The organism is Acinetobacter sp. YH12137, assembly GCF_013418535.1.
Taxonomy (GTDB): domain Bacteria; phylum Pseudomonadota; class Gammaproteobacteria; order Pseudomonadales; family Moraxellaceae; genus Acinetobacter.
This window is the reverse complement of sequence record NZ_VPBW01000007.1, coordinates 23,266-44,400: the sequence shown is the minus strand read 5'-3', so window position 1 is coordinate 44,400 and position 21,135 is coordinate 23,266. Positions and strand designations below refer to the sequence as shown.

General features: G+C 41.6%; 22 protein-coding genes, 1 tRNA gene and 1 pseudogene. 7 read left to right on the top strand and 17 right to left on the bottom strand.

Annotation, left to right across the window (positions count from 1 at the left end):
- Window positions 1–197: 197 nt before the first annotated feature.
- The 3 genes and pseudogenes from mltB to FTU72_RS05595 all read left to right on the top strand — a co-directional run bounded on the left by mltB (window position 198) and on the right by FTU72_RS05595 (window position 2,792).
- Window positions 198–1,199: a lytic murein transglycosylase B gene (mltB, locus tag FTU72_RS05605; protein ID WP_159124080.1), complete on the top strand. Its 1,002-nt coding sequence runs from the start codon at window positions 198–200 to the stop codon at window positions 1,197–1,199.
- 289 nt (window positions 1,200–1,488) lie between these two features.
- Window positions 1,489–2,103 carry a septal ring lytic transglycosylase RlpA family protein gene (locus tag FTU72_RS05600; protein WP_004784482.1) on the top strand — a complete coding sequence of 205 codons (615 nt, stop codon included), beginning with the start codon at window positions 1,489–1,491 and terminating at the stop codon, window positions 2,101–2,103.
- Between the two features lie 232 nt (window positions 2,104–2,335).
- Window positions 2,336–2,792: pseudogene (locus tag FTU72_RS05595) on the top strand (DUF962 domain-containing protein).
- 45 nt (window positions 2,793–2,837) lie between these two features.
- Here the strand turns inward: FTU72_RS05595 and FTU72_RS05590 are convergent.
- From FTU72_RS05590 to rpsB, 3 genes are all read right to left on the bottom strand, one after another.
- On the bottom strand, window positions 2,838–3,344 hold the full coding sequence (locus tag FTU72_RS05590; RefSeq protein WP_179993402.1) for a DUF3465 domain-containing protein: 507 nt from the start codon (window positions 3,342–3,344) through the stop codon (window positions 2,838–2,840).
- A gap of 74 nt (window positions 3,345–3,418) precedes the next feature.
- Window positions 3,419–4,294 (bottom strand): translation elongation factor Ts, encoded by an 876-nt coding sequence (gene tsf, locus FTU72_RS05585; RefSeq protein ID WP_004784491.1) that lies wholly within the window; start codon window positions 4,292–4,294, stop codon window positions 3,419–3,421.
- A 141-nt stretch (window positions 4,295–4,435) separates the two neighbouring features.
- Window positions 4,436–5,182 carry a 30S ribosomal protein S2 gene (gene rpsB / locus FTU72_RS05580; protein ID WP_004784492.1) on the bottom strand — a complete coding sequence of 249 codons (747 nt, stop codon included), beginning with the start codon at window positions 5,180–5,182 and terminating at the stop codon, window positions 4,436–4,438.
- A gap of 207 nt (window positions 5,183–5,389) precedes the next feature.
- Between rpsB and map the strand changes: the two genes are divergently transcribed.
- Both map and FTU72_RS05570 read left to right on the top strand, forming a co-directional pair.
- Window positions 5,390–6,217, top strand: coding sequence for a type I methionyl aminopeptidase (gene map / locus FTU72_RS05575; RefSeq protein ID WP_004784494.1), 828 nt, complete (start codon window positions 5,390–5,392; stop codon window positions 6,215–6,217).
- A 253-nt stretch (window positions 6,218–6,470) separates the two neighbouring features.
- The gene (locus tag FTU72_RS05570) at window positions 6,471–7,706 is read left to right on the top strand and encodes a pyridoxal phosphate-dependent aminotransferase (RefSeq protein WP_005236666.1); all 1,236 of its coding nucleotides are present in this window, start codon (window positions 6,471–6,473) and stop codon (window positions 7,704–7,706) included.
- 44 nt (window positions 7,707–7,750) lie between these two features.
- Here the strand turns inward: FTU72_RS05570 and FTU72_RS05565 are convergent, their stop codons facing one another.
- Both FTU72_RS05565 and FTU72_RS05560 read right to left on the bottom strand, forming a co-directional pair.
- Entirely contained in the window at window positions 7,751–9,013 is a 1,263-nt protein-coding gene (locus FTU72_RS05565; protein WP_373684508.1) for an MATE family efflux transporter, read from the bottom strand.
- 479 nt (window positions 9,014–9,492) lie between these two features.
- The gene (locus FTU72_RS05560) at window positions 9,493–9,903 is read right to left on the bottom strand and encodes a GFA family protein (RefSeq protein WP_159124076.1); all 411 of its coding nucleotides are present in this window, start codon (window positions 9,901–9,903) and stop codon (window positions 9,493–9,495) included.
- Window positions 9,904–10,064: 161 nt separating this feature from the next.
- Here FTU72_RS05560 and FTU72_RS05555 point away from each other — a divergent pair, with 161 nt between their 5' ends.
- Complete coding sequence (locus FTU72_RS05555) at window positions 10,065–10,508, top strand: PaaI family thioesterase (RefSeq protein WP_166138298.1); 444 nt, start codon at window positions 10,065–10,067, stop codon at window positions 10,506–10,508.
- Between the two features lie 12 nt (window positions 10,509–10,520).
- Here FTU72_RS05555 and FTU72_RS05550 read toward each other — a convergent pair whose 3' ends face one another.
- Window positions 10,521–10,964: a hypothetical protein gene (locus FTU72_RS05550; RefSeq protein WP_180052530.1), complete on the bottom strand. Its 444-nt coding sequence runs from the start codon at window positions 10,962–10,964 to the stop codon at window positions 10,521–10,523.
- A 236-nt stretch (window positions 10,965–11,200) separates the two neighbouring features.
- On the opposite strand from FTU72_RS05550, the gene FTU72_RS05545 reads away from it, so the two are divergent.
- Window positions 11,201–11,276 (top strand) — tRNA-Asn (locus FTU72_RS05545).
- A gap of 356 nt (window positions 11,277–11,632) precedes the next feature.
- Here FTU72_RS05545 and FTU72_RS05540 read toward each other — a convergent pair.
- From FTU72_RS05540 to FTU72_RS05490, 11 genes are all read right to left on the bottom strand, one after another.
- Entirely contained in the window at window positions 11,633–12,286 is a 654-nt protein-coding gene (locus FTU72_RS05540) for a tRNA-(ms[2]io[6]A)-hydroxylase (protein WP_180010719.1), read from the bottom strand.
- A 15-nt stretch (window positions 12,287–12,301) separates the two neighbouring features.
- Window positions 12,302–13,027 carry a pyridoxine 5'-phosphate synthase gene (pdxJ, locus tag FTU72_RS05535; RefSeq protein WP_180010717.1) on the bottom strand — a complete coding sequence of 242 codons (726 nt, stop codon included), beginning with the start codon at window positions 13,025–13,027 and terminating at the stop codon, window positions 12,302–12,304.
- A gap of 16 nt (window positions 13,028–13,043) precedes the next feature.
- A complete protein-coding gene (locus FTU72_RS05530) occupies window positions 13,044–13,751 on the bottom strand; it encodes a DNA repair protein RecO (protein WP_180010715.1) in 708 nt (235 codons plus the stop codon).
- A gap of 11 nt (window positions 13,752–13,762) precedes the next feature.
- Window positions 13,763–13,960 (bottom strand): NF038104 family lipoprotein, encoded by a 198-nt coding sequence (locus FTU72_RS05525; RefSeq protein WP_034593121.1) that lies wholly within the window; start codon window positions 13,958–13,960, stop codon window positions 13,763–13,765.
- 18 nt (window positions 13,961–13,978) lie between these two features.
- Window positions 13,979–15,007: a GTPase Era gene (gene era / locus FTU72_RS05520; RefSeq protein WP_004784513.1), complete on the bottom strand. Its 1,029-nt coding sequence runs from the start codon at window positions 15,005–15,007 to the stop codon at window positions 13,979–13,981.
- On the bottom strand, window positions 15,007–15,705 hold the full coding sequence (rnc, locus tag FTU72_RS05515) for a ribonuclease III (protein ID WP_004784515.1): 699 nt from the start codon (window positions 15,703–15,705) through the stop codon (window positions 15,007–15,009). The genes era and rnc overlap by 1 nt, the downstream gene beginning before the upstream one ends.
- Complete coding sequence (locus tag FTU72_RS05510; protein WP_034171224.1) at window positions 15,677–16,048, bottom strand: DUF4845 domain-containing protein; 372 nt, start codon at window positions 16,046–16,048, stop codon at window positions 15,677–15,679. Before FTU72_RS05510 ends, rnc begins: the two co-directional genes overlap by 29 nt.
- A gap of 24 nt (window positions 16,049–16,072) precedes the next feature.
- Window positions 16,073–16,900 (bottom strand): signal peptidase I, encoded by an 828-nt coding sequence (gene lepB / locus FTU72_RS05505; protein WP_159124070.1) that lies wholly within the window; start codon window positions 16,898–16,900, stop codon window positions 16,073–16,075.
- Between the two features lie 21 nt (window positions 16,901–16,921).
- Window positions 16,922–18,739 (bottom strand): translation elongation factor 4, encoded by a 1,818-nt coding sequence (lepA, locus tag FTU72_RS05500; RefSeq protein ID WP_004784519.1) that lies wholly within the window; start codon window positions 18,737–18,739, stop codon window positions 16,922–16,924.
- Window positions 18,740–18,999: 260 nt separating this feature from the next.
- Window positions 19,000–19,485 carry a thioesterase family protein gene (locus tag FTU72_RS05495; RefSeq protein ID WP_179992701.1) on the bottom strand — a complete coding sequence of 162 codons (486 nt, stop codon included), beginning with the start codon at window positions 19,483–19,485 and terminating at the stop codon, window positions 19,000–19,002.
- 127 nt (window positions 19,486–19,612) lie between these two features.
- The gene (locus tag FTU72_RS05490) at window positions 19,613–20,998 is read right to left on the bottom strand and encodes a Do family serine endopeptidase (RefSeq protein ID WP_125279350.1); all 1,386 of its coding nucleotides are present in this window, start codon (window positions 20,996–20,998) and stop codon (window positions 19,613–19,615) included.
- Between the last annotated feature and the right edge of the window lie 137 nt (window positions 20,999–21,135).

The window sequence follows — 21,135 nt, the reverse complement described above, 5'->3', positions numbered from 1 at the left end:
CTAAAATACAAAATGCTGAAAAAACAACCAACCCTTTCCTGTTTTTAAGGGAGTTTATATGACTCCTATTCATCAGAATGTTATCTTTAATATTGCCTCTAATGCCAGAAAATTGAGAAAAGTGAATTGATCTTTTTCATGGCACGATTCAAATGACATAGCCACAAACCTATCAAAAAATTGGAAATCATACCAAGATGTTGAAATCGAATTTTTATAAAAAATTGAAGCAGCTTTCGATCCTTGTCAGTGCATTCGGACTCAGTAGTTTAAGCCTGGCCAACGATTTTCAATATCATCCCTCTTATGCCAGTTTCAAGCAAAACACTATGCAGACCTATGGTCTAAGTGCCCAGCAAGTAGACAGTGCAATGACGGGAGCAAAAAATCTTCCAAATATTATCAATATCATGAATCGTCCAGGTGAAAGTAAGCCTTGGTATGCCTATAAGACCAATTTTCTGTCTGAAGGTACGATTCAACGTGGTGTACGTTTCAAGCAGCAATATGCTGCAACACTAAATCGCGCTGAGCAGCAGTTTGGTGTACCACAATCGATCATTTTGGGTATTTTGGGGGTAGAGACCGGTTTTGGCAGCAACAAGGGTTCATTTGTGACCCGTGATGCACTGGCAACTCTTGGCTTTGGTTATGAACGTCGTGCGCAATACTTCCAGGATGAACTGGCGGCATTGATCGCATGGTCATATAAAGATGGTGTGTCAGCATCCTCGATCGTGGGTTCTTATGCAGGTGCTGTGGGCTATCCGCAGTTTATGCCAAGTAATATTCCAAAGTATGGGGTCGACTATGATGGCAATGGCCATATCGATCTGCGCAATTCTGCGGTAGATGCGATTGGTTCAATTGCAAACTATCTGGCTCAAAATGGCTGGCAACGTGATCAGCCAATTGCCTTCCCTGCCCGTTATAGCGGTTCGAATCCTGATTCTGTCATCGCCAAAGATCTGACTCAGCCAACACCTTATGGAGTAATCAAAACCCAAGGAATCAGTCCGATGAATCCGATTGTTCGTATTGATGATCTTGATATGGTCAATGTCATTCAATTACAAGAAAATTACGGACCGATTTACTATATTACTTATCCGAATTTTCAAGTGATTACCACGTACAATCGTAGTCGTATGTATGCCACTGCATTGTGGCTTTTAGGTACAGAAATTACGAGCCGATAACAGTAAAAATTACTACATACTATTAAAGTCAAGATTTTTATTAAACAAAATGCCTAAATTTTAGGCATTTTTTACGCCTTGTTACAATATTGATTATTTTTTAATCACTCATTGTTTATTTTGCGTACTTTTTTTAACTATTTTAATTAAATACTAGACAGCCAGTTGCCAGCATGAATATTATCCAATTCGTTAAATGTAGTTGCATAAGTTAAATATCAGGCATGTTTATAGGGTTATCAGCTACTTAGGCCCAATCTAATGAAACATGCTGTTAGGAGTTGATTCAATGCATTCTTCTTTTCTGAAGTACTTTATGGCCATTGCCGCGACCGTTACCCTAACGCAATCGCAAGCAGATATGGTTCAGTCGTCATCATTCAATAATGATCATGACAATTCGCGTCTTGCAGCGCGTGTATTAAATAAAGAAGCTCAAAGCTTCAATTCAAATTTCACAAATTTGAACAGCCTTTCAATCACTGAGCGTTCTGGCGATAAAGTTCGTCGTCAAACCATTGCAGCAAAAATTGCAATTCCTGCAGAAGAGCCTTCAGTGATTGAGAAACTGAACAATGTTGCTTCAAACACAGTTCGTAAATTCAGTCAGACAGGTACAGCATCTTGGTATGGTCGTCAGTTCCATGGCCGTAAAACTGCCAGTGGTGAAACATTCGATATGAATGCAATGACTGCTGCACACCGTAGCCTGCCATTAAACTGCTTTATCCGCGTGACTAACAAAAACAATGGTAAGAGTGTTGTTGTGAAGGTGAATGACCGTGGTCCATTCCATGGCAACCGTGTTCTAGATTTATCTTACGGTGCTGCTAAACAGCTTGGTATTACCAATGCGGGTACTGCACATGTCAATATTGAGCGTGTAGATGGGCCAAACTCATAAGATTTGACCGCTCTACATTTAACTCAAAAGCCACAGTCATGTGGCTTTTTTATTTGGTGATGTAGAGCAAGCATTCGACTTGCTTTTATCCTTAATACTGGCGATGTTATTCCATTCAGGTATAAGCCTTCTCTAACCCTTATCAACCCACTATCGATTTCATTTTGACCATACCTCCAAACTGTTTTATATTTTGAAAACTGACAGTACGTTCATGGATGGGAGCGATAGAATGAAAACAATATCCGAATGGTTAGATGAATATAGTGAAAGTCATCAAAACAAAACCAACAAACTGATCCATTGGGTCTGCGTGCCTGCCATCTATTTTTCCATTATTGGCATCATGGCGCACTTTAGCGCTTTACTGACTGCCCTGCTCCTGGTTCTGGCTTTTGTGTTTTATGCACGTCTAGATATTGTACTGGCTGTAGCAATGGCAGCTTTAACCCTGATGATGGCTTGGTTCATCTGGGTTTTACCTGTAGGTGTGGGCTTCTTTATAGCCTTGTTTGTTTTTGCCTGGATTGGGCAATTTTATGGACATAAAGTTGAAGGTAAAAAGCCTTCTTTCTTCAAAGACCTTCAATTCCTTCTCATTGGCCCGTTATGGTGCATGGATGCCTATTTAGGCAAAAGTCCTACCTAAATGGAAATCTCGTCAATCTGAGGCAATACAGTGCGCTTAAAGCGTATGTAATATCATTACATTTATAAAACCAAGGAAAATTCCCTTATTGATAGGTTTTTCCTTGGTGTTTTAACCAACCGCTGATGTGCTTATTAGATGGATCATGATGGGTCCAATGAATCACCCCACCTTTGTCGCTATATTCATACTCACCAAAAAACTCAACCTGATCCCCTTTTTGCATATTCTGGATGCGTGGCGCCAGATCAATATTGTGCGCAACTAATACAGTTTGACCAGTGGATAATTCCAGAATAAATTTCTGATGACGGGAACCTTCATTATCATCTTTTAATAACACTACCACCTTACCGCTCGCCTGAACCTGAAGATCACTTTGTCTTTGCTGGTAAGCTTGCTCTATACGCTGGGTATCATCAGAAACCTTATGGGTACTTTTTTGAACATGAGTCTGCTCTCGAAACGCAACTTCTGCTGAAGGTACAAAAGTATTGGTCGGTTGTTTAGATTCTGATAAATCCAGACCTAAATAAGCAGCCAACAAAAGTGCAATGACAGCCCCGATCCCCATATTGGTTTTATTTGCCATAATTTCTCTTTGATTATTCTTTATTTAGTCACAAAAAAAGCCCCATTCGGGGCTTTTTCTAATTCGTTACTGAATTATTTTGCAGCAGCCTGAGCAGCAGCAACTTCTTCAGCGAAAGAAAGCTCAGCTTTTTTCTCGATACCTTCACCGACTTCGAAACGAACGAAGTTAGCAACAGTAGTACCAGTCGCTTTAAGAACTTCAGCAACTTTCTTGTCGTTGTCGATTACGTATTGTTGACGCTCAAGAACAACTTCGTTCAGGTATTTCTCAACAGAACCTACAACCATTTTCTCAACGATGTTTGCTGGTTTGCCAGATTCAAGTGCTTTTGCTTCAGCGATTTCTTTTTCTTTCGCGATAAGGTCAGCAGGAACTTGTTCAGCATTTACAGCAACCGGGTTGAATGCAGCAATGTGCATTGCCAAGCCTTTACCAGTTTCAGCATCACCTGAGTAAGATACAACAACACCGATACGAAGACCGTGTTTGTAAACAGCAAGGTTTTCACCTTCAACAATTTTCGCACGACGTACTTGGATGTTTTCACCGATTTTTTGAACTAGCGCAATACGAGCTTCTTCTACAGTAGCGCCATCTTCAAGTTTAAGTTCAGCGATTTTAGCAGCGTCAGTTTCGTTTGCAGCAAGTGCAGCAGCAGCAACTTTCGCAGAGAAACCAGCAAAGTTTTCGTCTTTAGCAACGAAGTCAGTTTGGCAGTTTACTTCTAGAAGGATTGCTTTGTTGCCTTCTTGAGCAATTGTGATCGCGCCGTCAGCAGCAATGTTACCAGCTTTTTTAGCTGCTTTTGCTTGACCAGATTTACGAAGGTTGTCGATCGCTAATTCGATGTCACCACCAGCTTCTGTCAAAGCTTTTTTACATTCCATCATTGCTAGACCAGTACGATCACGCAGTTCTTTAACCATGCTTGCTGTAACTGCAGTCATGTTTATCTCCTAAATTCGGTAGAAAATGAATTCTTTTTAGAACAGAAACGGCCCAGAGGATTCTCATGGGCCGCCTGCATACATAACGCTTACTTTGCCACCATCACGTGTCGCAAAAATGACAAGCTAGCGTCTAACGCATTAAGCCTCAGAAGCAGGAGCTTCTTCTGCTTTAGCTTGTGCATTTGCTTGTGATTGAGCATATTCTTTACCAGCAAGAATCGCATCAGCCATAGCAGAAGCATAAAGTGTTACTGCACGGATCGCATCGTCGTTACCCGGAATAACGTAGTCTACGTTGTCTGGGTTAGAGTTAGTATCAACGATACCGATTACAGGAATACCAAGGTTTTTAGCTTCTTTAATTGCAATCGCTTCGTGATCAACGTCGATTACGAATAATGCGTCAGGTAAACCACCCATGTTTTTAACGCCGCCTAAAGCACGTTCAAGTTTTTCCATCTCACGGCTACGTTCTAAAGCTTCACGTTTAGTAAGTTTAGCGAAAGTACCGTCTTGAGATTGAGTTTGAAGGTCTTTTAAACGGTTGATAGATTGGCGAAGAGTTTTCCAGTTCGTCAACATACCACCTAACCAACGGTGATCTACGTATGGTTGACCAGCGCGTTGAGCTTGTTCACGGATGATTGCAGAAGCAGCACGTTTAGTACCAACGAACAAAACTTTGTTCTTTTTGCTAGCTAATTGGTTAGCGAAGTTCAAAGCATCATTTAACGCAGGAACAGTGTGCTCAAGGTTGATGATGTGAATTTTGTTACGCGCGCCAAAGATGTATTGACGCATTTTTGGGTTCCAGAAACGAGTTTGGTGACCAAAGTGCGCGCCAGCTTGTAGAAGGTCGCGCATGCTTACGTTGTAATCTGCCATTTTCTTTACCTTAAAGTTTGGGTTAGGCCTCCATATATCCGCATTCTCCACCCTTGCGGGCACCCAGAGTAATGTGACGATATATGTGCGGATTTTTAATACACCATTCAATCAGCCTCGCAAATATATTCACGAAAAAGCATTTGATAAAATGGGCGGCTATTTATACCATAGTCACATACAAATTTCCAAAAGTTTTTAGAGATCATGAACACTACTTATCAAGCTCCCCGTCGTTTAATCAAATCCGCTGAAGATATCGAAAAGATGCGTATCGCTGGACGACTGGCTGCAGAAGTGTTGGATATGATCAAACCGCATATCAAACCCGGCGTAACGACACTGGAATTGGATACGATTTGTCATGACTATATTGTAAATGTGCAGAATGCCATTCCTGCATGTTTAGGTTATGGTGCAGCGCCTGGCCGCCCTGCTTTCCAGCATACAATCTGTACATCTGTAAACCATGTGGTCTGTCACGGGATCCCATCTGAAAACAAGATCCTGAAAAAAGGCGATATTTTAAACATTGACGTCACTGTCATCAAAGATGGTTTCCATGGGGATACCAATATGATGTACATCGTGGGTGGTGAAACTTCAATCCTGGCAAACCGTCTGTGCAAAGTCGCTCAAGAAGCCATGTATCGTGGTATGGCTGTGGTGAAACCAGGTGCTACTATTGGTGACATTGGTCATGCGATTCAAAAATATGTTGAATCTGAACGCTTTAGCGTTGTCCGTGAATACTGTGGCCATGGCATCGGTACGACTTTCCATGATGAACCACAAGTTCTGCACTATGGTCAACCAGATACCGGTATGGTTCTTGAAGAAGGTATGACTTTTACGATTGAACCAATGGTGAATGCCGGTGTTTGGCAAACCAAACTGCTGGGTGATAAATGGACTGTGGTCACTAAAGACCATAAATTATCGGCTCAATATGAGCACACTCTTTTGGTAACAAAAAATGGCATTGAAGTGCTGACTGCCCGTCCTGAAGAAGATTTGTCACGTTTTAGTGCATAACAACAACACTTTCTCACATAAATGGCCACTTTAAAGTGGCCATTTTTAGTTTATATTTCCCCTATTATTCTCATCCTCAAAGCATATTCTTAGTTCATGTCTATCTAAACTACCTATCGATGTTCAAGATAAGGTTGCACTGATTCAGCATTTTTTTCGTATATTTTTCCAAATTCTTTTGCCCAATGTGCACCATTTTAGGCTAAGATAATGTGCTTTTTATTTTTTAATCCCTATAAGAAGGAATACTGCCGTGGACGTACGTCTCTCTGATCGTGTGAATGCCATCAAACCGTCCCCTACGCTTGCTGTGACAAATAAGGCTGCTGAACTGAAAGCTGCTGGTCACAACGTTATTGGTTTGGGCGCAGGTGAGCCAGATTTTGATACCCCTCAACACATCAAAGATGCAGCAATTGCAGCAATTAACAACGGTTTCACCAAATACACCGCTGTTGATGGTACGCCAGGTCTTAAAAAAGCAATTATTGCTAAATTAAAACGTGACAATAACCTTGACTATCAAGCAAACCAAATCCTGGTTTCTTGTGGTGGTAAACAGTCTTTCTTTAACTTGGCACTTGCTTTGTTAAACAAAGGTGATGAAGTGATCATTCCTGCTCCATTCTGGGTAAGCTATCCAGATATGGTGATCATTGCTGAAGGTACACCAGTAATCGTGAAATGTGGTGAAGAACAACGTTTTAAAATTACTCCTGAGCAATTAGAAGCTGCGATCACTGACAAAACTCGTCTAGTGGTATTAAACAGCCCTTCTAACCCGACTGGCATGATCTACACTAAAGCTGAATTAGAAGCTTTAGCTGCAGTACTGCGTAAATACCCAGAAGTATTCATCGCATCTGATGACATGTACGAACCAATCCGCTGGGAAGATGAATTCTACAACATCGCAACTGTTGCCCCAGACCTTTACGACCGCACTATCGTATTAAACGGTGTGTCTAAAGCATATGCAATGACAGGCTGGCGTATCGGCTATGCAGCGGGCCCTGCTAAACTGATCGGTGCGATGAAAAAAATCCAGTCTCAGTCAACTTCTAACCCAACTTCTATTTCACAAGTTGCTGCAGAAGCTGCATTGAATGGTCCTCAAGACGTTCTTGTACCAATGGTTGAAGCATTCAAACGTCGTCATGACCTGGTTGTGAATGGCTTGAATGACATTAAAGGTATTTCTTGCCTACCTGCTGATGGTGCATTCTATGCATACGCAAACATCAAACCATTGATTCGTGCGAAAGGCCTGAACTCTTGCACAGAATTCTCTGCTTGGTTACTGGAAGAAACTGGTGTTGCAGTCGTTCCTGGTGATGCATTCGGTCTAGGTGGTTTCATGCGTATCTCTTACGCAACTGCTGACGAAGTATTAGTTGATGCGCTTGCACGTATCAAAAAAGCTGCTGATTCTATCGAAGGCGTTGATGAGGCGATTGCTTCTATCGAAGCTGAAAAAGCTGCGAAATAATCTAATTGATTAGATAAAAAAACCCGCGATGATCGCGGGTTTTTTTATGCAGTTTGTAGATGCTTACGGTATTTAAGTCCCAAGCAAAGCAAGCACATCAATGCGGCAAAGGTATAGGAAATAGCCAGCATCCACCAGAAACCACTTATTCCTGAGACGTCCAGATTGAGATTGAAGAGCAATACTGGATGATAAGCCAAATACCAGCCTCCGCCCAATCCACCTAATAGCAGTACTCCACTAAAGATAAACATGGGGAATACCACCACTTTCCAGCAGCGCAGCATATTGACGCTAACCACCAGAATCGCATCAAAAATATGCATCCAGCACAATAAGAACATCAATGCCAGACTCACCGCAAGTACATCCTTATTATCACTAAATAGCGCCACAATCGGTTTTTGAAAAATTGCGATCAAGATCGCCAAAACAACTGCGCTTGCGACCACCACACGTAACGCTTTAAAAGTTAAATCCCAGGCAGATTGCACTTGATTTGCACCAATCCTGGTAGAGACCAGAATGCTAAAAGCAGAGCTCATCGAAAATGGCACCATAAACAGCAGGCCAGCCAAACCCATCGCTACTTGATGCGCATTCACCATTATCTCCCCCAAAGGCAAGATCAATAATGCAATCGCACTAATTGTAAAGACATCAATAAATACGACAATTGCTGAGGGTAAGCCGATTCTTAAGACTTTTAGCAAAGTTTTAAAATGGAAGAATTGTCCGGACCAGTGCACACGCAACTGCTTTTCTAGAAATATTAGGTAATACACCACTAATAGTGCCCATTGAACAGTCAGATGAGCAATGAAAGCTCCCTTAACCCCATAGGCAGGTACATAACCCTGAATCCCAAAAATCAGGCAATAGGCCAAACTCACTTTGAATATCAGATAAAAAATATTGGCATAGAACACACGCTTCGCCTCACCACAGGCTTGCGTTAAAATATATAAAATACGTACTAACAAATGCGCTGGAAGCGTCCAAGCTAGTAACCATAAACAAGGTTGAATCAAAGCCTGTAATGCACTATCTGCTTTTAACAGATGTAGCAAAGGATCTGCATGAGTTAATAGCCATCCTGCAAATACAGACAGGACGATGACAATAAGGATGCTCTGTTTCAGAATTTTTTGAATATTATCAAAAGCACGTCGCCCATATGCTTCAGCAAGTTCCTGCATCATACCCTGCAAAATCCCCGTCCCCGAAACAAATAATAAAGAATAAATAGATAAACACACAGCCATAGCAGCCACATGTTGCGGTGAGTAATGAGACAGGAAAATCATGTCAAATATTCCGACCAACATTATGATGCTATTACTCAAAAAAATCGGTACCCAAAGATGCAAAAACTGTTTCATTGCAAAATCACTCTATTCTTAATTCTTTTCTCGGGTTTTATTTTTAAACTGAATTATTTAAAACCGAGATATACAGTGGAAATCACATACAATCCTTGTGCCATAAATCTTTATATTTATTGATTTTTATAGAAAAGTTTAGTTTCTATCTTTAGTTCGCTTATAGAAAATAATAATTTATTGAGCTCAGAAACTATGAGTTTTTTTCGTTCCAATTTAACAATTTAATCAAAAGAAAGAATGATCATGACATGAAAAGCAGGATGCTATTTGAAATACGAACCTGCTGATCAGTATTTTTTAATGAGATATATGCACTTATATAGTGTTCTTAGTTTTAAAAAGATTATTTTCATCAGATCAAATTATGAGACTTACTCTTCCTTTATCTGATTATATTTATTTCAAGAATCAGGTTGCTGAAACATGGCAATGACTTCAGCTTCTGTCATTTTTTTGGTTTGATTGTTAAATGAATAAAATGCTGGCTGATGATCTATATAAATTTCTAAATTGAAATCCAGATCCTCTGGCAGTTGCTCCAAAGTAAATACATTAATATTGGCAAAGGAATGATCTTTGGTCCGCCAGAAAATAAAAGTACCACAGGCATTGCAAAAACCACGCTCTGCCCATTCAGAAGTACTTGCAACAGATAAATGCTGCTGATCAATAAAGTGAATATTTTCTATATCAATCGACATTAATGGTCCACTTGTCTGGCGGCGGCACATGGAACAATGACAGGCAGCAACTTCATGATTTCTGAGCTGAACTTCAAATCGAGTCGCTCCGCATAAACATCTCGCTTTCATGATTATTCTTCCTCGGTATTATTATTTTTAATCATTTTACCGGATTCATCATAAGTAAAAGGCTTTGTACATTTCCTCATACAATTTTTTATTGCTGATCGAAGCACCATCTGCCTAAACTTGTCATTCAAATCCAGTATTTAAAATAATAAGGACAAGCTATGGATCTCAAGAATCTTTCAGGTTTGCAGATTATGCAAAAGATGCTTAAGGGCAATCTGTCTATGCCTTCTATGGCAACCACCATTCCCATGTCTGCTGGCGAAGTCGAACCGGGACATGTGACCTTTGTTGTAAAAGCAGATGAACGCCATCTGAATCCTATGGGAGGTGTACATGGCGGTTTTGCTGCAACTGTTTTAGATACGGTAACAGGCTGCGCGATTCATACTTTACTTGAAGCCGGTGTCGGTTATGGCACAATTGATCTGAATGTAAAAATGTGCCGTCCAATTCCTCACAACCAAGAACTAAAAGCGATCGGAAAATCAATTAATCTCAGTAAAAACCTAGGTATTTCCGAAGGTCAAATTCTGGATGACGAAGGTCGTATTTATGCCCATGCCACAGCAACCTGTATGATTTTTCGCAATTCCGACCATTAACGTGTTTAAGGCTTAAAGTACGCCCCATTTCCCTTGCGGTGCTTTTACCAGCTTCGGTTGGGTCAAAGCCCGATATTCAAAATAATGCTTGGAAACATTTGCCACACTCAGTTCCCGAATTTCTTTACCAGAAGCTTGCCACACTTTAGACTGGTTCGATCCGGTCAGAAGATTACCAGCAAACGCATAGATATAAAGATCTTTTTGCTGTGCTTCAGGCGTGTTCAGAAAGATCTCAAAGCTAAATTGGCGTTCTTGTTCGACCAGCCACTTTTCTGCAAACCATAATTGCAGCAAGTCACCCAGATACAATTGTTTGGTCGCTAAGGGCCATAAACGGATTTCTGCACCAGCCACAGGGGTAAAGTATTGAGCTGAATCTTGAATAATATCGAGATAATGATCTTGATAAAAAGGCAGTTGAGAGAAGATTTGAGGGATAGTGAGCGTATTCATTCGCTTTCTCCGGTTTAGCCATTTTTGTGCTGGCAAGTAGGTTTAAATCCACACTGTTTGACCATTTGGTCAAACGACTTTATGTTTTCAATCTAGCAAGTGAAATTTGTTCTGACAAGCATTTTTTAAGAATTTAATGCAATCGTTTAAATTAAAATCAGATAAGTGCAATTTGTAATAAATATGACAGTTTTTGCTTGACCCTTTGCAAAATCTCTCTATAATCTCATTCAGATTCTCCCATAGCTCAGTCGGTAGAGCGACGGACTGTTAATCCGCAGGTCCCTGGTTCGAGCCCAGGTGGGAGAGCCAAATTCAAGCAAGCCCAAGCATTTAAGACTTGGGCTTTTTTATTGCCTGAAATTTCATTTATAAAATGATTCGATTCTTCTTTTCTCTTATATATTCTTACTCTGCCCTTTTATTTACCTAGTTAGATTGGCTTATATTCTCGTTTAATCAAATGTGCTGTTATAAGCCGTTATTCTAAAATTGACGACAGCTTTTGCTATCTTGCACTTCAAGTTTTTCCTTCTAATCAAATTATAAAATGCTTAGGCTATTTTAAATCCTTTCAATAGATAAATAAGCTAGGTAGCGAATCTTATATTTATAAAAAAATCCCCCGATTTGGAGGATATTTTTTAATGTCTTAATTGAGTAGCTTTTTAAGCTGCTTTTGCAGGTACACCACTGTGGAAACGGAACATTTCATCTGGACTAAGAATCAGATTCTTTTCTACTTCACGGATATGCTCAATTCGGCTTTGAATATCTTCTTGTGGATTTTTCAGTTTTGCAGTTTTAGCCACATCTAAAGCTAAGGCCAAGTAGTCCTCAAAATGGCGAGATTCAGATTTAAGCAAATAACGGTAGTAACGTCCTAGCTCATCATCCACCAGCGGCGCAAGCGCATAGAATCGCTCACAAGAACGTGCTTCTACAAAAGCACCAATCACCAGCACATCAATCAGCGCCTCTGGCTCATAGGTACGGATTTCTTTGCGTAAGCCACCTGCATAACGTCCTGCACTGAGTCCAATCCATTGCTGGCCACGCTTATTCATGAATTCCAGCACCTGCTCATAGTGCAGCATTTCTTCCCGTACCAGTTGCGCCAGTTTCACCTGTAAATCTACAAAGAAGCTATAGCGGAACATCAGGTTCATTGCTGTACTGGCTGCTTTCTTCTCACAGTTGGCATGATCCTGCATCAGAATTTCCAGATTCTGTAATGCCTCATCGAGCCAGGCTTTTGGTGTTTCACAACCTAAGAAGCTAATGACAGGCTTCATCAGTTCATCATAATCAATATTTGACATATATCTTTTGCAATCTTAACGCGCAGCTTTAATTGCAGCCTTCATTTGTTGTACAGCTTGCGCCAGTCCAACAAAAACTGCATCTGCAATAATCGAGTGACCAATATTTAATTCATGAATTTGAGGAATCGCAGCAATTGGAGTGACATTATCCAGGTTCAGACCGTGACCTGCATTGACCACCAGACCTTTAGAAGCCGCATACTCTGCCCCTTTGATAATGCGATCCAGCTCAACTTGCTGTGCTTCTGGCGTGTCAGCATCGGCATAAGCACCTGTATGAAGCTCAATTGTAGGTGCGCCACAAGCGACTGCCGCATCAATCTGGGCAATGTCTGCATCAATAAATAGCGACACGTCACAGCCAATCGCAGACAGTTCCTGGGTGGCTTTTTTCACATCTTCAAAATGACCAACGACATCCAGACCACCTTCAGTCGTCACTTCCTGACGCTTTTCTGGTACAAAGCAGACATGCTGCGGCTGGATTTCTTTAGCAATCGCCACCATTTCATCAGTTACGGCCATTTCCAGGTTCATATGGGTAGTCAATACCGAACGCATACGACGTACATCTTCATCCTGAATATGTCGACGGTCTTCGCGCAAATGCAGGGTAATTCCCTCTGCACCGGCCTGCTCACAGATCAATGCAGCATTGACTGGGTCTGGGTACGTCGTACCACGTGCTTGTCTTAAAGTTGCGACATGGTCAATATTGACACCAAGTAATGCAGCCATACTATTTTCCTAACTACTATTGAGATTGAGAATTTTGGATCCACAATTGTCGACTTTTCAGTGGTCGGTCACCAAGTAAAGCAGTGATCACCTGTCGATATAGCTTCGTCAGTAATTGTAACTGTTCTGGATTAAAATCCCTACCATTTTCATAGTGCTGCATTGTTAAAATCTGCTGACCTGACATGGTTGAGCGCAAGGCCTTGGCCGAAGGCATAAAACCTTCATTCAACTGAAAATAGTAATGTTGCAAGGGATTGATTTGTGCCTGATTGGCATCGACCGAAAAATCCAGTTCATAGCCAAGTTCTTCCAATAAAATATGTTCAAACTGACGCAAAACCTGTTTTAAATAAGTATTGGGATTTTCCTGATCGGAGAGTTTTTGCAAGGCATTCAACGTTTCGCCATATTTGGCAAAGGTCAGCGGCATTTGCACTTCAAGCGGACATAAACGCAACAGGATTTCATTCAGATAAAAGCCAGAAAAGAAGGCATCGCCGAAAAAAAAGATCGGCTGATTAACAATTTCTAATTTGGTGAAATTTTTAAGTTCAGATTTGCCCGAGGCCAGCAAGCTAATGGGTTGATATTGGGGTGGAGGATTTTGTCTCAGTATCCCGTCGATACGGCCATATTCCTGGGTAAATAAATGCACAATATGACTGCGATCGCGATATTTACGATGATGAATCAGGTATCCATGCAGCACTTCATTACGCATAGGCTGCTTCTTTAATCTTTATTCTTTTTTGAGTTTTTCTCGTCTTCTTCGTCATCCCCATCAGGAATGGCGGCACCCACAACAGCCGCGGTCCCTTTGACCGCGTACTTTGTGGTTTTATAGGCAACTTTGGCAGGAACGGTCACTACTTTATGAATACAGCCCTGCAAAAATAAAACACATGCAATGACTGCCAGAAATTTCATCATGATCCGTTCCCGTCCAATTTAAATGTCGCTATAACCTAGACTTTTCAGTGCCCGCTCATCATCAGACCAGCCGCCTTTGACTTTCACCCAAAGCGTTAGCATGATTTTCTGCTCGAACATTTTTTCCATGTCGACACGAGCATCCATACCGATTTTTTTCAGCTTGGAGCCTTTTTCACCAATCACAATGGCTTTTTGGCCAGCACGATCAACGAAAATGGTGGCATCAATATAAGTACATGCCGGCTTCATACGACCTGTTTTTTCGTTCAGGGTCGGCTCTTCAGTTTTGAAAGATTCGATCTGAACAGTTAAATCGTATGGCAGTTCTTCACCTAACTGACGCATGATTTTTTCACGGATAATTTCAGAAGCCAGAAAACGTTCTGAACGATCGGTAAGCTGATCCAGTGAATATAGCGGCGGTTGGAATGGCAGGTACTTGGCAATCGTATCGCGTAAGTGTTCGAGGTTGGCACCACGAAGTGCAGACACCGGTACGATTTCAGCAAAGTTCATCAGTTTGGCACGTTCACGAATCAGCGGTAAGGCCTCATTCTTGTTCTCGAACGTGTCCAGCTTGTTGATCACCAGAATGACTGGCATATCCGCATTTTTTAATTTCTCCAGAACAAGCTCATCGTTCTGGGTCCATTTTTGTGCATCAACTACAAACAGCACCAGGTTCACGTCACGCAATGCAGAGTGCGCAGCTCGGTTCATCATTTTATTGATGGCACGCACTTCTTTTTTATGCATCCCCGGTGTATCAACAAATACCGCCTGAGACTTTTCACGTGAATCAATCCCTACGATTTTATGACGTGTGGTTTGTGGTTTACGTGAAGTAATTGAAAGTTTCTGGCCCAGTAAGTGGTTCATCAAGGTTGATTTACCCACGTTTGGACGTCCGACAATCGCCACGAAACCGCTACGATAATCAGAAGGAATTTCAGTACCCTGTGCACTGAAAAATTGACTAATCAAGTCATTGCTGTCGCTTTGCGACTCGTGATCAGCATCAATGTGATCGGAATGAGTAGTCATTAAGACTTATGCTCCAAATGTTTTAAAATATCTGCCGCAACCGCCTGTTCAGCGAATCGTCGGCTTGAACCTTCACCGGCCATGACCGGCAAGCCTTCTACCTGGCATTCCACTTTGAAATGCTGGTTCGGGGCATCACCTTGAATATCTACAACCTCGTAAACTGGGAGAGGTTTTTTACGTGCTTGTAAATATTCCTGTAGGCGTGATTTAGGGTCTTTCAGCTGGTCAGTTGGCTCTATATTGTCTAAATACGGCTCGTACCATTTTAGCACAATTGCCTGTAATACAGTGAGATCACCGCAATCCACATAGATCGCACCAATGATGGCTTCGACCGTATCCGCAAGTATAGACTCACGATGATGACCACCCGATTTCAGCTCACCCGTACTGAGAATCAGGTTCTGACTCAATTTTAGATCATTGGCAATTTTCCCTAGCGCTTCCTGTCGGACAAGAGTCGCACGCATACGCGTCAGACGGCCCTCATTTTCCTGCGGGTAAGCAGTAAAGAGATAATTGGCTATGATCATTCCTAAAAGAGAATCGCCTAGAAATTCTAGGCGTTCATAGTTGTGTTTATGACTGACTGAACGATGGGTCAATGCCAGTTTTAACAGATCAGCTTGTTTAAACTGATAGCCGATCCGTTTGGCAAGACGCTCATCATTTAGTTTTGACTGTGCTTTGATCAAAATCTTTCTCAAACTTCATCACTAAATCGATATTCATTATAAAATTCTTGCGAATTTCATAATTCTTGTGCACCTGTAAACCATCAGTGTTGGTTACCTTGGCAATTTCATCAAATTTCAGATCGCGAATATTGTTCATTTCTAAACGCTGACCCATCTGTTGACGAAATTTTTCTGGCGCAATATTTGCCGGAGAACTCTTTAAAAGTTCCTCAATCTGATTGTCCACCATACGATCATCAAAGTATGGCCCCCACACTGCAATCGCCACTTTGGCAAGAAAAGCAAACCCCACGATTGCAAATAAAATTCCAATATACGAAGCACCTTGTTGATGTTTCATTTTTTATTTTCCTGACTGAAATAATTAATCGATTATTCCGTTTCGACTAAACGATGGCAGTTTAAAGCCAGGTTCTTTATGCATCCAGATATAGAATGCGCGACCTGTTAAGTTTTCTTCCGGAACAAAGCCCCAGAAACGACTGTCAGCACTTTGATCGCGATTATCCCCCATCGCAAAGTAATGACCTTCTGGAACTTTCACTTCCCAATATAAACCATTTTCAGTTGAAAACTTACCATTTTCTATATAGTTAAGGAATGGAGCCTGACGAGCTACATTGACTCCTTCCAGCTCACGCATAGTGAAAGTATGTTCGCCAATGGTTTCTTTATGATAAATCGAATTTGGCGTATCCAGGCGATCTTTTTCACGACTGAATTCTACTGGAACTTTTGCTACTTTCTCACCATTAATGGTTAACTGACCATGATCATAAACAATATGATCACCTGGCAAACCAATTACACGTTTAATATAGCTAATCGTTGGTTGTGGCGGATAGCGGAAGACCACGACATCGCCACGTTCCGGACTACCTGTATCCAGAATTTTTGTATTTACAATCGGTAATTTCACACCATAGTCAAATTTATTGACCAGGATAAAATCACCGGTTTCCAGTGTTGGAACCATAGAATCTGATGGAATATTGAAAGGTTCGTACAGGAAAGAACGCAATACTAAAACGACGGCCAAAACCGGCCAGAAATCATAAGCCCAGGTAATAATGAAGTTTTCATTGCCCTTGCCTTTGGTCTGTCGTTGTTTCAGAACAAACTTATCCAGCAACCAGACCGCGACAAAAAATAAGGTCGCAGGAACAAGAATCAAATTAAAATCAAAATCCATGGGCTTATTATCCTTATAGTATTAGCGTTCGACTTTCAGTACAGCTAAGAACGCTTCTTGTGGAATTTCAACACTACCCACCTGTTTCATACGTTTCTTACCTTCTTTCTGTTTTGCAAGAAGTTTCTTCTTACGTGATACGTCACCACCATAACATTTTGCCAATACGTTTTTACGCATTGCTTTTACGGTAGAACGGGCAATAATTTGCGCACCAATAGCCGCCTGAATTGCCACATCAAACATCTGACGAGGAATCAGGTCTTTCATTTTTTCAACCAGTGCAATCCCACGGTGACGTGCATCCTGACGGTGGCAGATCATTGCGAGTGCATCGACTTTTTCACCATTGATCAGGACATCCACTTTCACCAGTGATGAACTTTCAAAACGCACAAAGTTGTAATCTAGTGACGCAAAACCACGTGAACAAGATTTCAATTTATCAAAGAAATCCATCACCACTTCAGCCATTGGAATTTCAAAAGTAACAGAGACCTGGTTCGCCATGAACTTCATGTCTTTTTGTACGCCACGGCGCTCAATACATAGGGTCATGACATTACCCAGGTATTCCTGTGGCACGAGGATATGACATTCTGCAATTGGTTCACGCAGGTCTTCAACAGTTGAACCATCTGGCATTTTTGATGGGCTGTCGATGTAAATGGTATTGCCATTTTTCATCACTGCTTCATAAATTACCGTTGGTGCTGAAGAGATCAAATCCAGATCGTATTCACGTTCTAGACGCTCCTGTACGATCTCCATGTGCAGCATACCTAAGAAACCACAGCGGAAACCGAAGCCTAGAGCATCAGAACTTTCTGGTTCAAAGAACAGCGCAGAGTCATTGATTTGCAGTTTATGCAATGCTTCACGGAAAGGTTCAAAATCACTGGAATCGATTGGGAACAGGCCCGCATATACCTGTGGTTTTACTTTTTTGAAACCAGGTAATGTTGGAACTTCTGGAGTAGTTGCCAGTGTAATGGTATCACCCACTGGTGCGCCAAAAATGTCTTTAATACCGGCAATCACGAAACCAACTTCACCCGCTTCAAGGATATCGGTTTCAGTATGCTTCGGATTGAAAATACCGACTGAAGTGATGATATGTGTCTGACCAGTCGATTTCACCAGCATCTTGTCGCCCTTGCGAACACGACCCTGTTTCACACGAACCAGAGATACTACGCCCAGGTAGTTATCGAACCATGAGTCAATAATCAACGCTTGCAGCGGTGCATCACGTTCACCTGTTGGTGCAGGAATGACATTCACCAGCGTTTCAAGCACACCTTCAATACCTAGGCCAGTTTTTGCTGAACAGGTCGGTGCTTCAGTCGCTTCAATCCCGATAATATCTTCAATTTCCTGAATTACACGTTCGGGTTCAGCTTGTGGCAAGTCAATTTTGTTCAGTACTGGTAAAACTTCCAGACCCTGCTCAATCGCGGTATAGCAGTTTGCAACAGACTGCGCTTCTACACCTTGTGCTGCATCTACCACCAGTAGTGCACCTTCACAGGCCGCCAAAGAACGTGAAACTTCATAAGAGAAATCCACGTGTCCCGGGGTATCAATGAAGTTCAACTGATACTCTTGGCCATTTGGATGGGTATAGTACAAGGTGACCGAAGCCGCTTTGATGGTAATCCCACGTTCGCGTTCAAGTTCCATAGAATCAAGAACTTGAGCCTGCATTTCACGATCCTGCAAACCACCACAAGTTTGAATAAAACGATCTGCCAGAGTCGATTTACCGTGGTCAATATGCGCAATAATCGAGAAGTTACGAATGTTTTTAATATCAACAGATTTTTTAGCTTGCGCCATGGGCTACCTTGAGAAAAAAACGCGTCATGCAATTTAAAAAGTCATTGCATAACAAAAGCCGAATAGAAATTGCCGAGGATTATAGCAGAATGGAGATACAGAAAAAGAATTATCTTTCTTCTCTCTCGCCTATCTTAAATACGTAACCGCTTTATGTTTTATTTTCTTTTCCTCAGCTTTTTTCTCAGAAAACAGCTTGTTAAATGAGCTGCTTCCTATTTGGTAGCTCCCCTCTATTCAATCTCGATATCATCACCTTATTAGATTGATTCTTCTCTTATCGCCTTTGCTTCTTCGCTCAAATATAAAGTAGAAAAATCATAAGGGTTAATACTGTCTGAGAGGGGCTGATAAGCTTGGGTAAAACTTGGCGACATACGCTTCGGTCGACCCGACGCAATTTCGATACAGGCCCACTGCGTGTTACCGGTAAATAGGATATTCTGATCCTGCGGACGATAAAATACATACTGTCTGAATGAATACAAGGCATTTAGATCACTTAACCAAGTTCGTAGAATCAGCTCATCCCCTTCAAATGCCGCCTTGCGATACTGGACATGATGTTCAACTGCAACCATGGCATGTTTAAGTTGCAGATACTCATTTAAACCGAGTCCTAATTGCTCGATATGCGCCGAGGCCACATCCTGCATCCACTGCACATAAACTACGTTATTCACATGTCCTAGACGATCAATATGTTCAGGTTGTACCTTTAAAACTTGGTCAAAAATACCGGTCACTTTTCTCTAATCCTTTATCGCAATTTTTTCTATATACAGAGTCTACAGAAATTATGCCTCGGGTAAATTGCGAAAAATAAAAAACCGCCTATACAAGCGGTCTTTTATTATTGAAGATTCATTTATTTTATGAAATGCGCATCCCGACAATGGCACGTTGACCCTGACGAATCAGACCGACACGGGCAACACTACCTTTTTTCAAATCTGCCACAGCTTCCACAAACTGGTTACTGTTCAAGATTGCTTTACCATTGATTTGAGTCACGACATCATTTGGCATAATCCGTGCCTGAGCTGCGATCCCATCTCTACGAACATCCTGAATGACTACACCACCCTTAATCTCTAAACGCTCTTTTTCAGCCGGGCTTAATTCCCGAATAGTAACGCCTAATACCGGACCTTTATTTGGCTGAGCCTGGTTACCTGCTTTGGCTGGCGTTTCATCTGGTGCAGTCGTGAGTGTTGCATTGATACTACGGCGTTTATCATCACGTAGTACTTCTAGCTGGATCTGCTGTTTAGGTGCAGAACGGTTCAAATAGTTCAGCAACTGACTAGTGCGTGAAATATCAGTACCATTGTATTTTAAAATCACATCACCGGCTTGCAGACCCGCTTTAGCCGCTGGCGAGTTTGGTGCCACCTGGGTAATTAAAGAACCTTCTGGCTTAGATAATTTATAAGATTCAGCCAAAGTACGGTCGATATCTTGCAGGCTTACACCCAGATAAGAACGGGTCACCTTACCATCACGTTTCAGCTGGTCAGCGACTTCCATAGCGACATCAATGGGAATCGAAAATGACAGGCCCATATAACCGCCAGTACCACTGAAGATTCGTGAGTTCACCCCAACCACTTCACCGCGCTGGTTAAATAGTGGTCCACCCGAGTTACCTGGATTCAGGGCCACATCAGTCTGAATAAATGGGACTGCGGTTTCGCCCATCATATTACGCATCTTGGCACTGACAATCCCGGCAGAAGCGGAGTAGTCAAAACCAAAAGGTGAACCGATTGCTAATACGGGTTCACCTACACGTAATTTATCGACATCACCAGTACGCAGTTCCGGGAAACCTGAACCATTGACTTTCAACAAAGCGACGTCGGTACGCTCGTCGCTTCCCACGACTGTCGCATCAATTTCCCGACGATCATTCAAGGTAATTGTCACTTTAGACGCATCTTCAACTACGTGGTGGTTGGTCAGCAGATAGCCATCCTTACTAATGAAGAAGGCACTCCCATATCCGGTTTTTTCCTGCGGTACACGTGGCTGCGGAATAATCACCTGATTACCAAAGAAACGGCGTAAAATTTCAGGAACCTGTTGTTGCAAGAGCTCTTCTTCGCTCATTTTCTTGACAACACTCACACTGACAACTGCCGGACTGACCTGATCAACCAGGTTAGAAAAATCGACGGGTGTTACTGCCTGTAACTGAGCAGCACTCATGGTAACAGTCGCTGCAAATAATCCTTTTTTTAAATCCAGAATTTTCATATAAATTATTCACCCAAATTGTTGATAAATTTATGTAAATAGGTTTTATCACAAACTTCATATATTTTAAGTAACAATATGTTCGAAAGCTTGAATGTTGGCAACCTTTAATTTTTCTAAAGCATTAAGTTAAAGCT

Bases quoted from the DNA above. Each gene is read 5' to 3' on its own strand.
- mltB (WP_159124080.1), top strand. From the start codon at position 198: ATGTTGAAATCGAATTTTTATAAAAAATTGAAGCAGCTTTCGATCCTT.
- FTU72_RS05600 (WP_004784482.1), top strand. From the start codon at position 1,489: ATGCATTCTTCTTTTCTGAAGTACTTTATGGCCATTGCCGCGACCGTT.
- FTU72_RS05590 (WP_179993402.1), bottom strand. From the start codon at position 3,344: ATGGCAAATAAAACCAATATGGGGATCGGGGCTGTCATTGCACTTTTG.
- tsf (WP_004784491.1), bottom strand. From the start codon at position 4,294: ATGACTGCAGTTACAGCAAGCATGGTTAAAGAACTGCGTGATCGTACT.
- rpsB (WP_004784492.1), bottom strand. From the start codon at position 5,182: ATGGCAGATTACAACGTAAGCATGCGCGACCTTCTACAAGCTGGCGCG.
- map (WP_004784494.1), top strand. From the start codon at position 5,390: ATGAACACTACTTATCAAGCTCCCCGTCGTTTAATCAAATCCGCTGAA.
- FTU72_RS05565 (WP_373684508.1), bottom strand. From the start codon at position 9,013: ATGATTTTCCTGTCTCATTACTCACCGCAACATGTGGCTGCTATGGCT.
- FTU72_RS05560 (WP_159124076.1), bottom strand. From the start codon at position 9,903: ATGAAAGCGAGATGTTTATGCGGAGCGACTCGATTTGAAGTTCAGCTC.
- FTU72_RS05555 (WP_166138298.1), top strand. From the start codon at position 10,065: ATGGATCTCAAGAATCTTTCAGGTTTGCAGATTATGCAAAAGATGCTT.
- FTU72_RS05550 (WP_180052530.1), bottom strand. From the start codon at position 10,964: ATGAATACGCTCACTATCCCTCAAATCTTCTCTCAACTGCCTTTTTAT.
- FTU72_RS05540 (WP_180010719.1), bottom strand. From the start codon at position 12,286: ATGTCAAATATTGATTATGATGAACTGATGAAGCCTGTCATTAGCTTC.
- pdxJ (WP_180010717.1), bottom strand. From the start codon at position 13,027: ATGGCTGCATTACTTGGTGTCAATATTGACCATGTCGCAACTTTAAGA.
- FTU72_RS05530 (WP_180010715.1), bottom strand. From the start codon at position 13,751: ATGCGTAATGAAGTGCTGCATGGATACCTGATTCATCATCGTAAATAT.
- FTU72_RS05525 (WP_034593121.1), bottom strand. From the start codon at position 13,960: ATGATGAAATTTCTGGCAGTCATTGCATGTGTTTTATTTTTGCAGGGC.
- era (WP_004784513.1), bottom strand. From the start codon at position 15,007: ATGACTACTCATTCCGATCACATTGATGCTGATCACGAGTCGCAAAGC.
- FTU72_RS05510 (WP_034171224.1), bottom strand. From the start codon at position 16,048: ATGAAACATCAACAAGGTGCTTCGTATATTGGAATTTTATTTGCAATC.
- lepB (WP_159124070.1), bottom strand. From the start codon at position 16,900: ATGGATTTTGATTTTAATTTGATTCTTGTTCCTGCGACCTTATTTTTT.
- lepA (WP_004784519.1), bottom strand. From the start codon at position 18,739: ATGGCGCAAGCTAAAAAATCTGTTGATATTAAAAACATTCGTAACTTC.
- FTU72_RS05490 (WP_125279350.1), bottom strand. From the start codon at position 20,998: ATGAAAATTCTGGATTTAAAAAAAGGATTATTTGCAGCGACTGTTACC.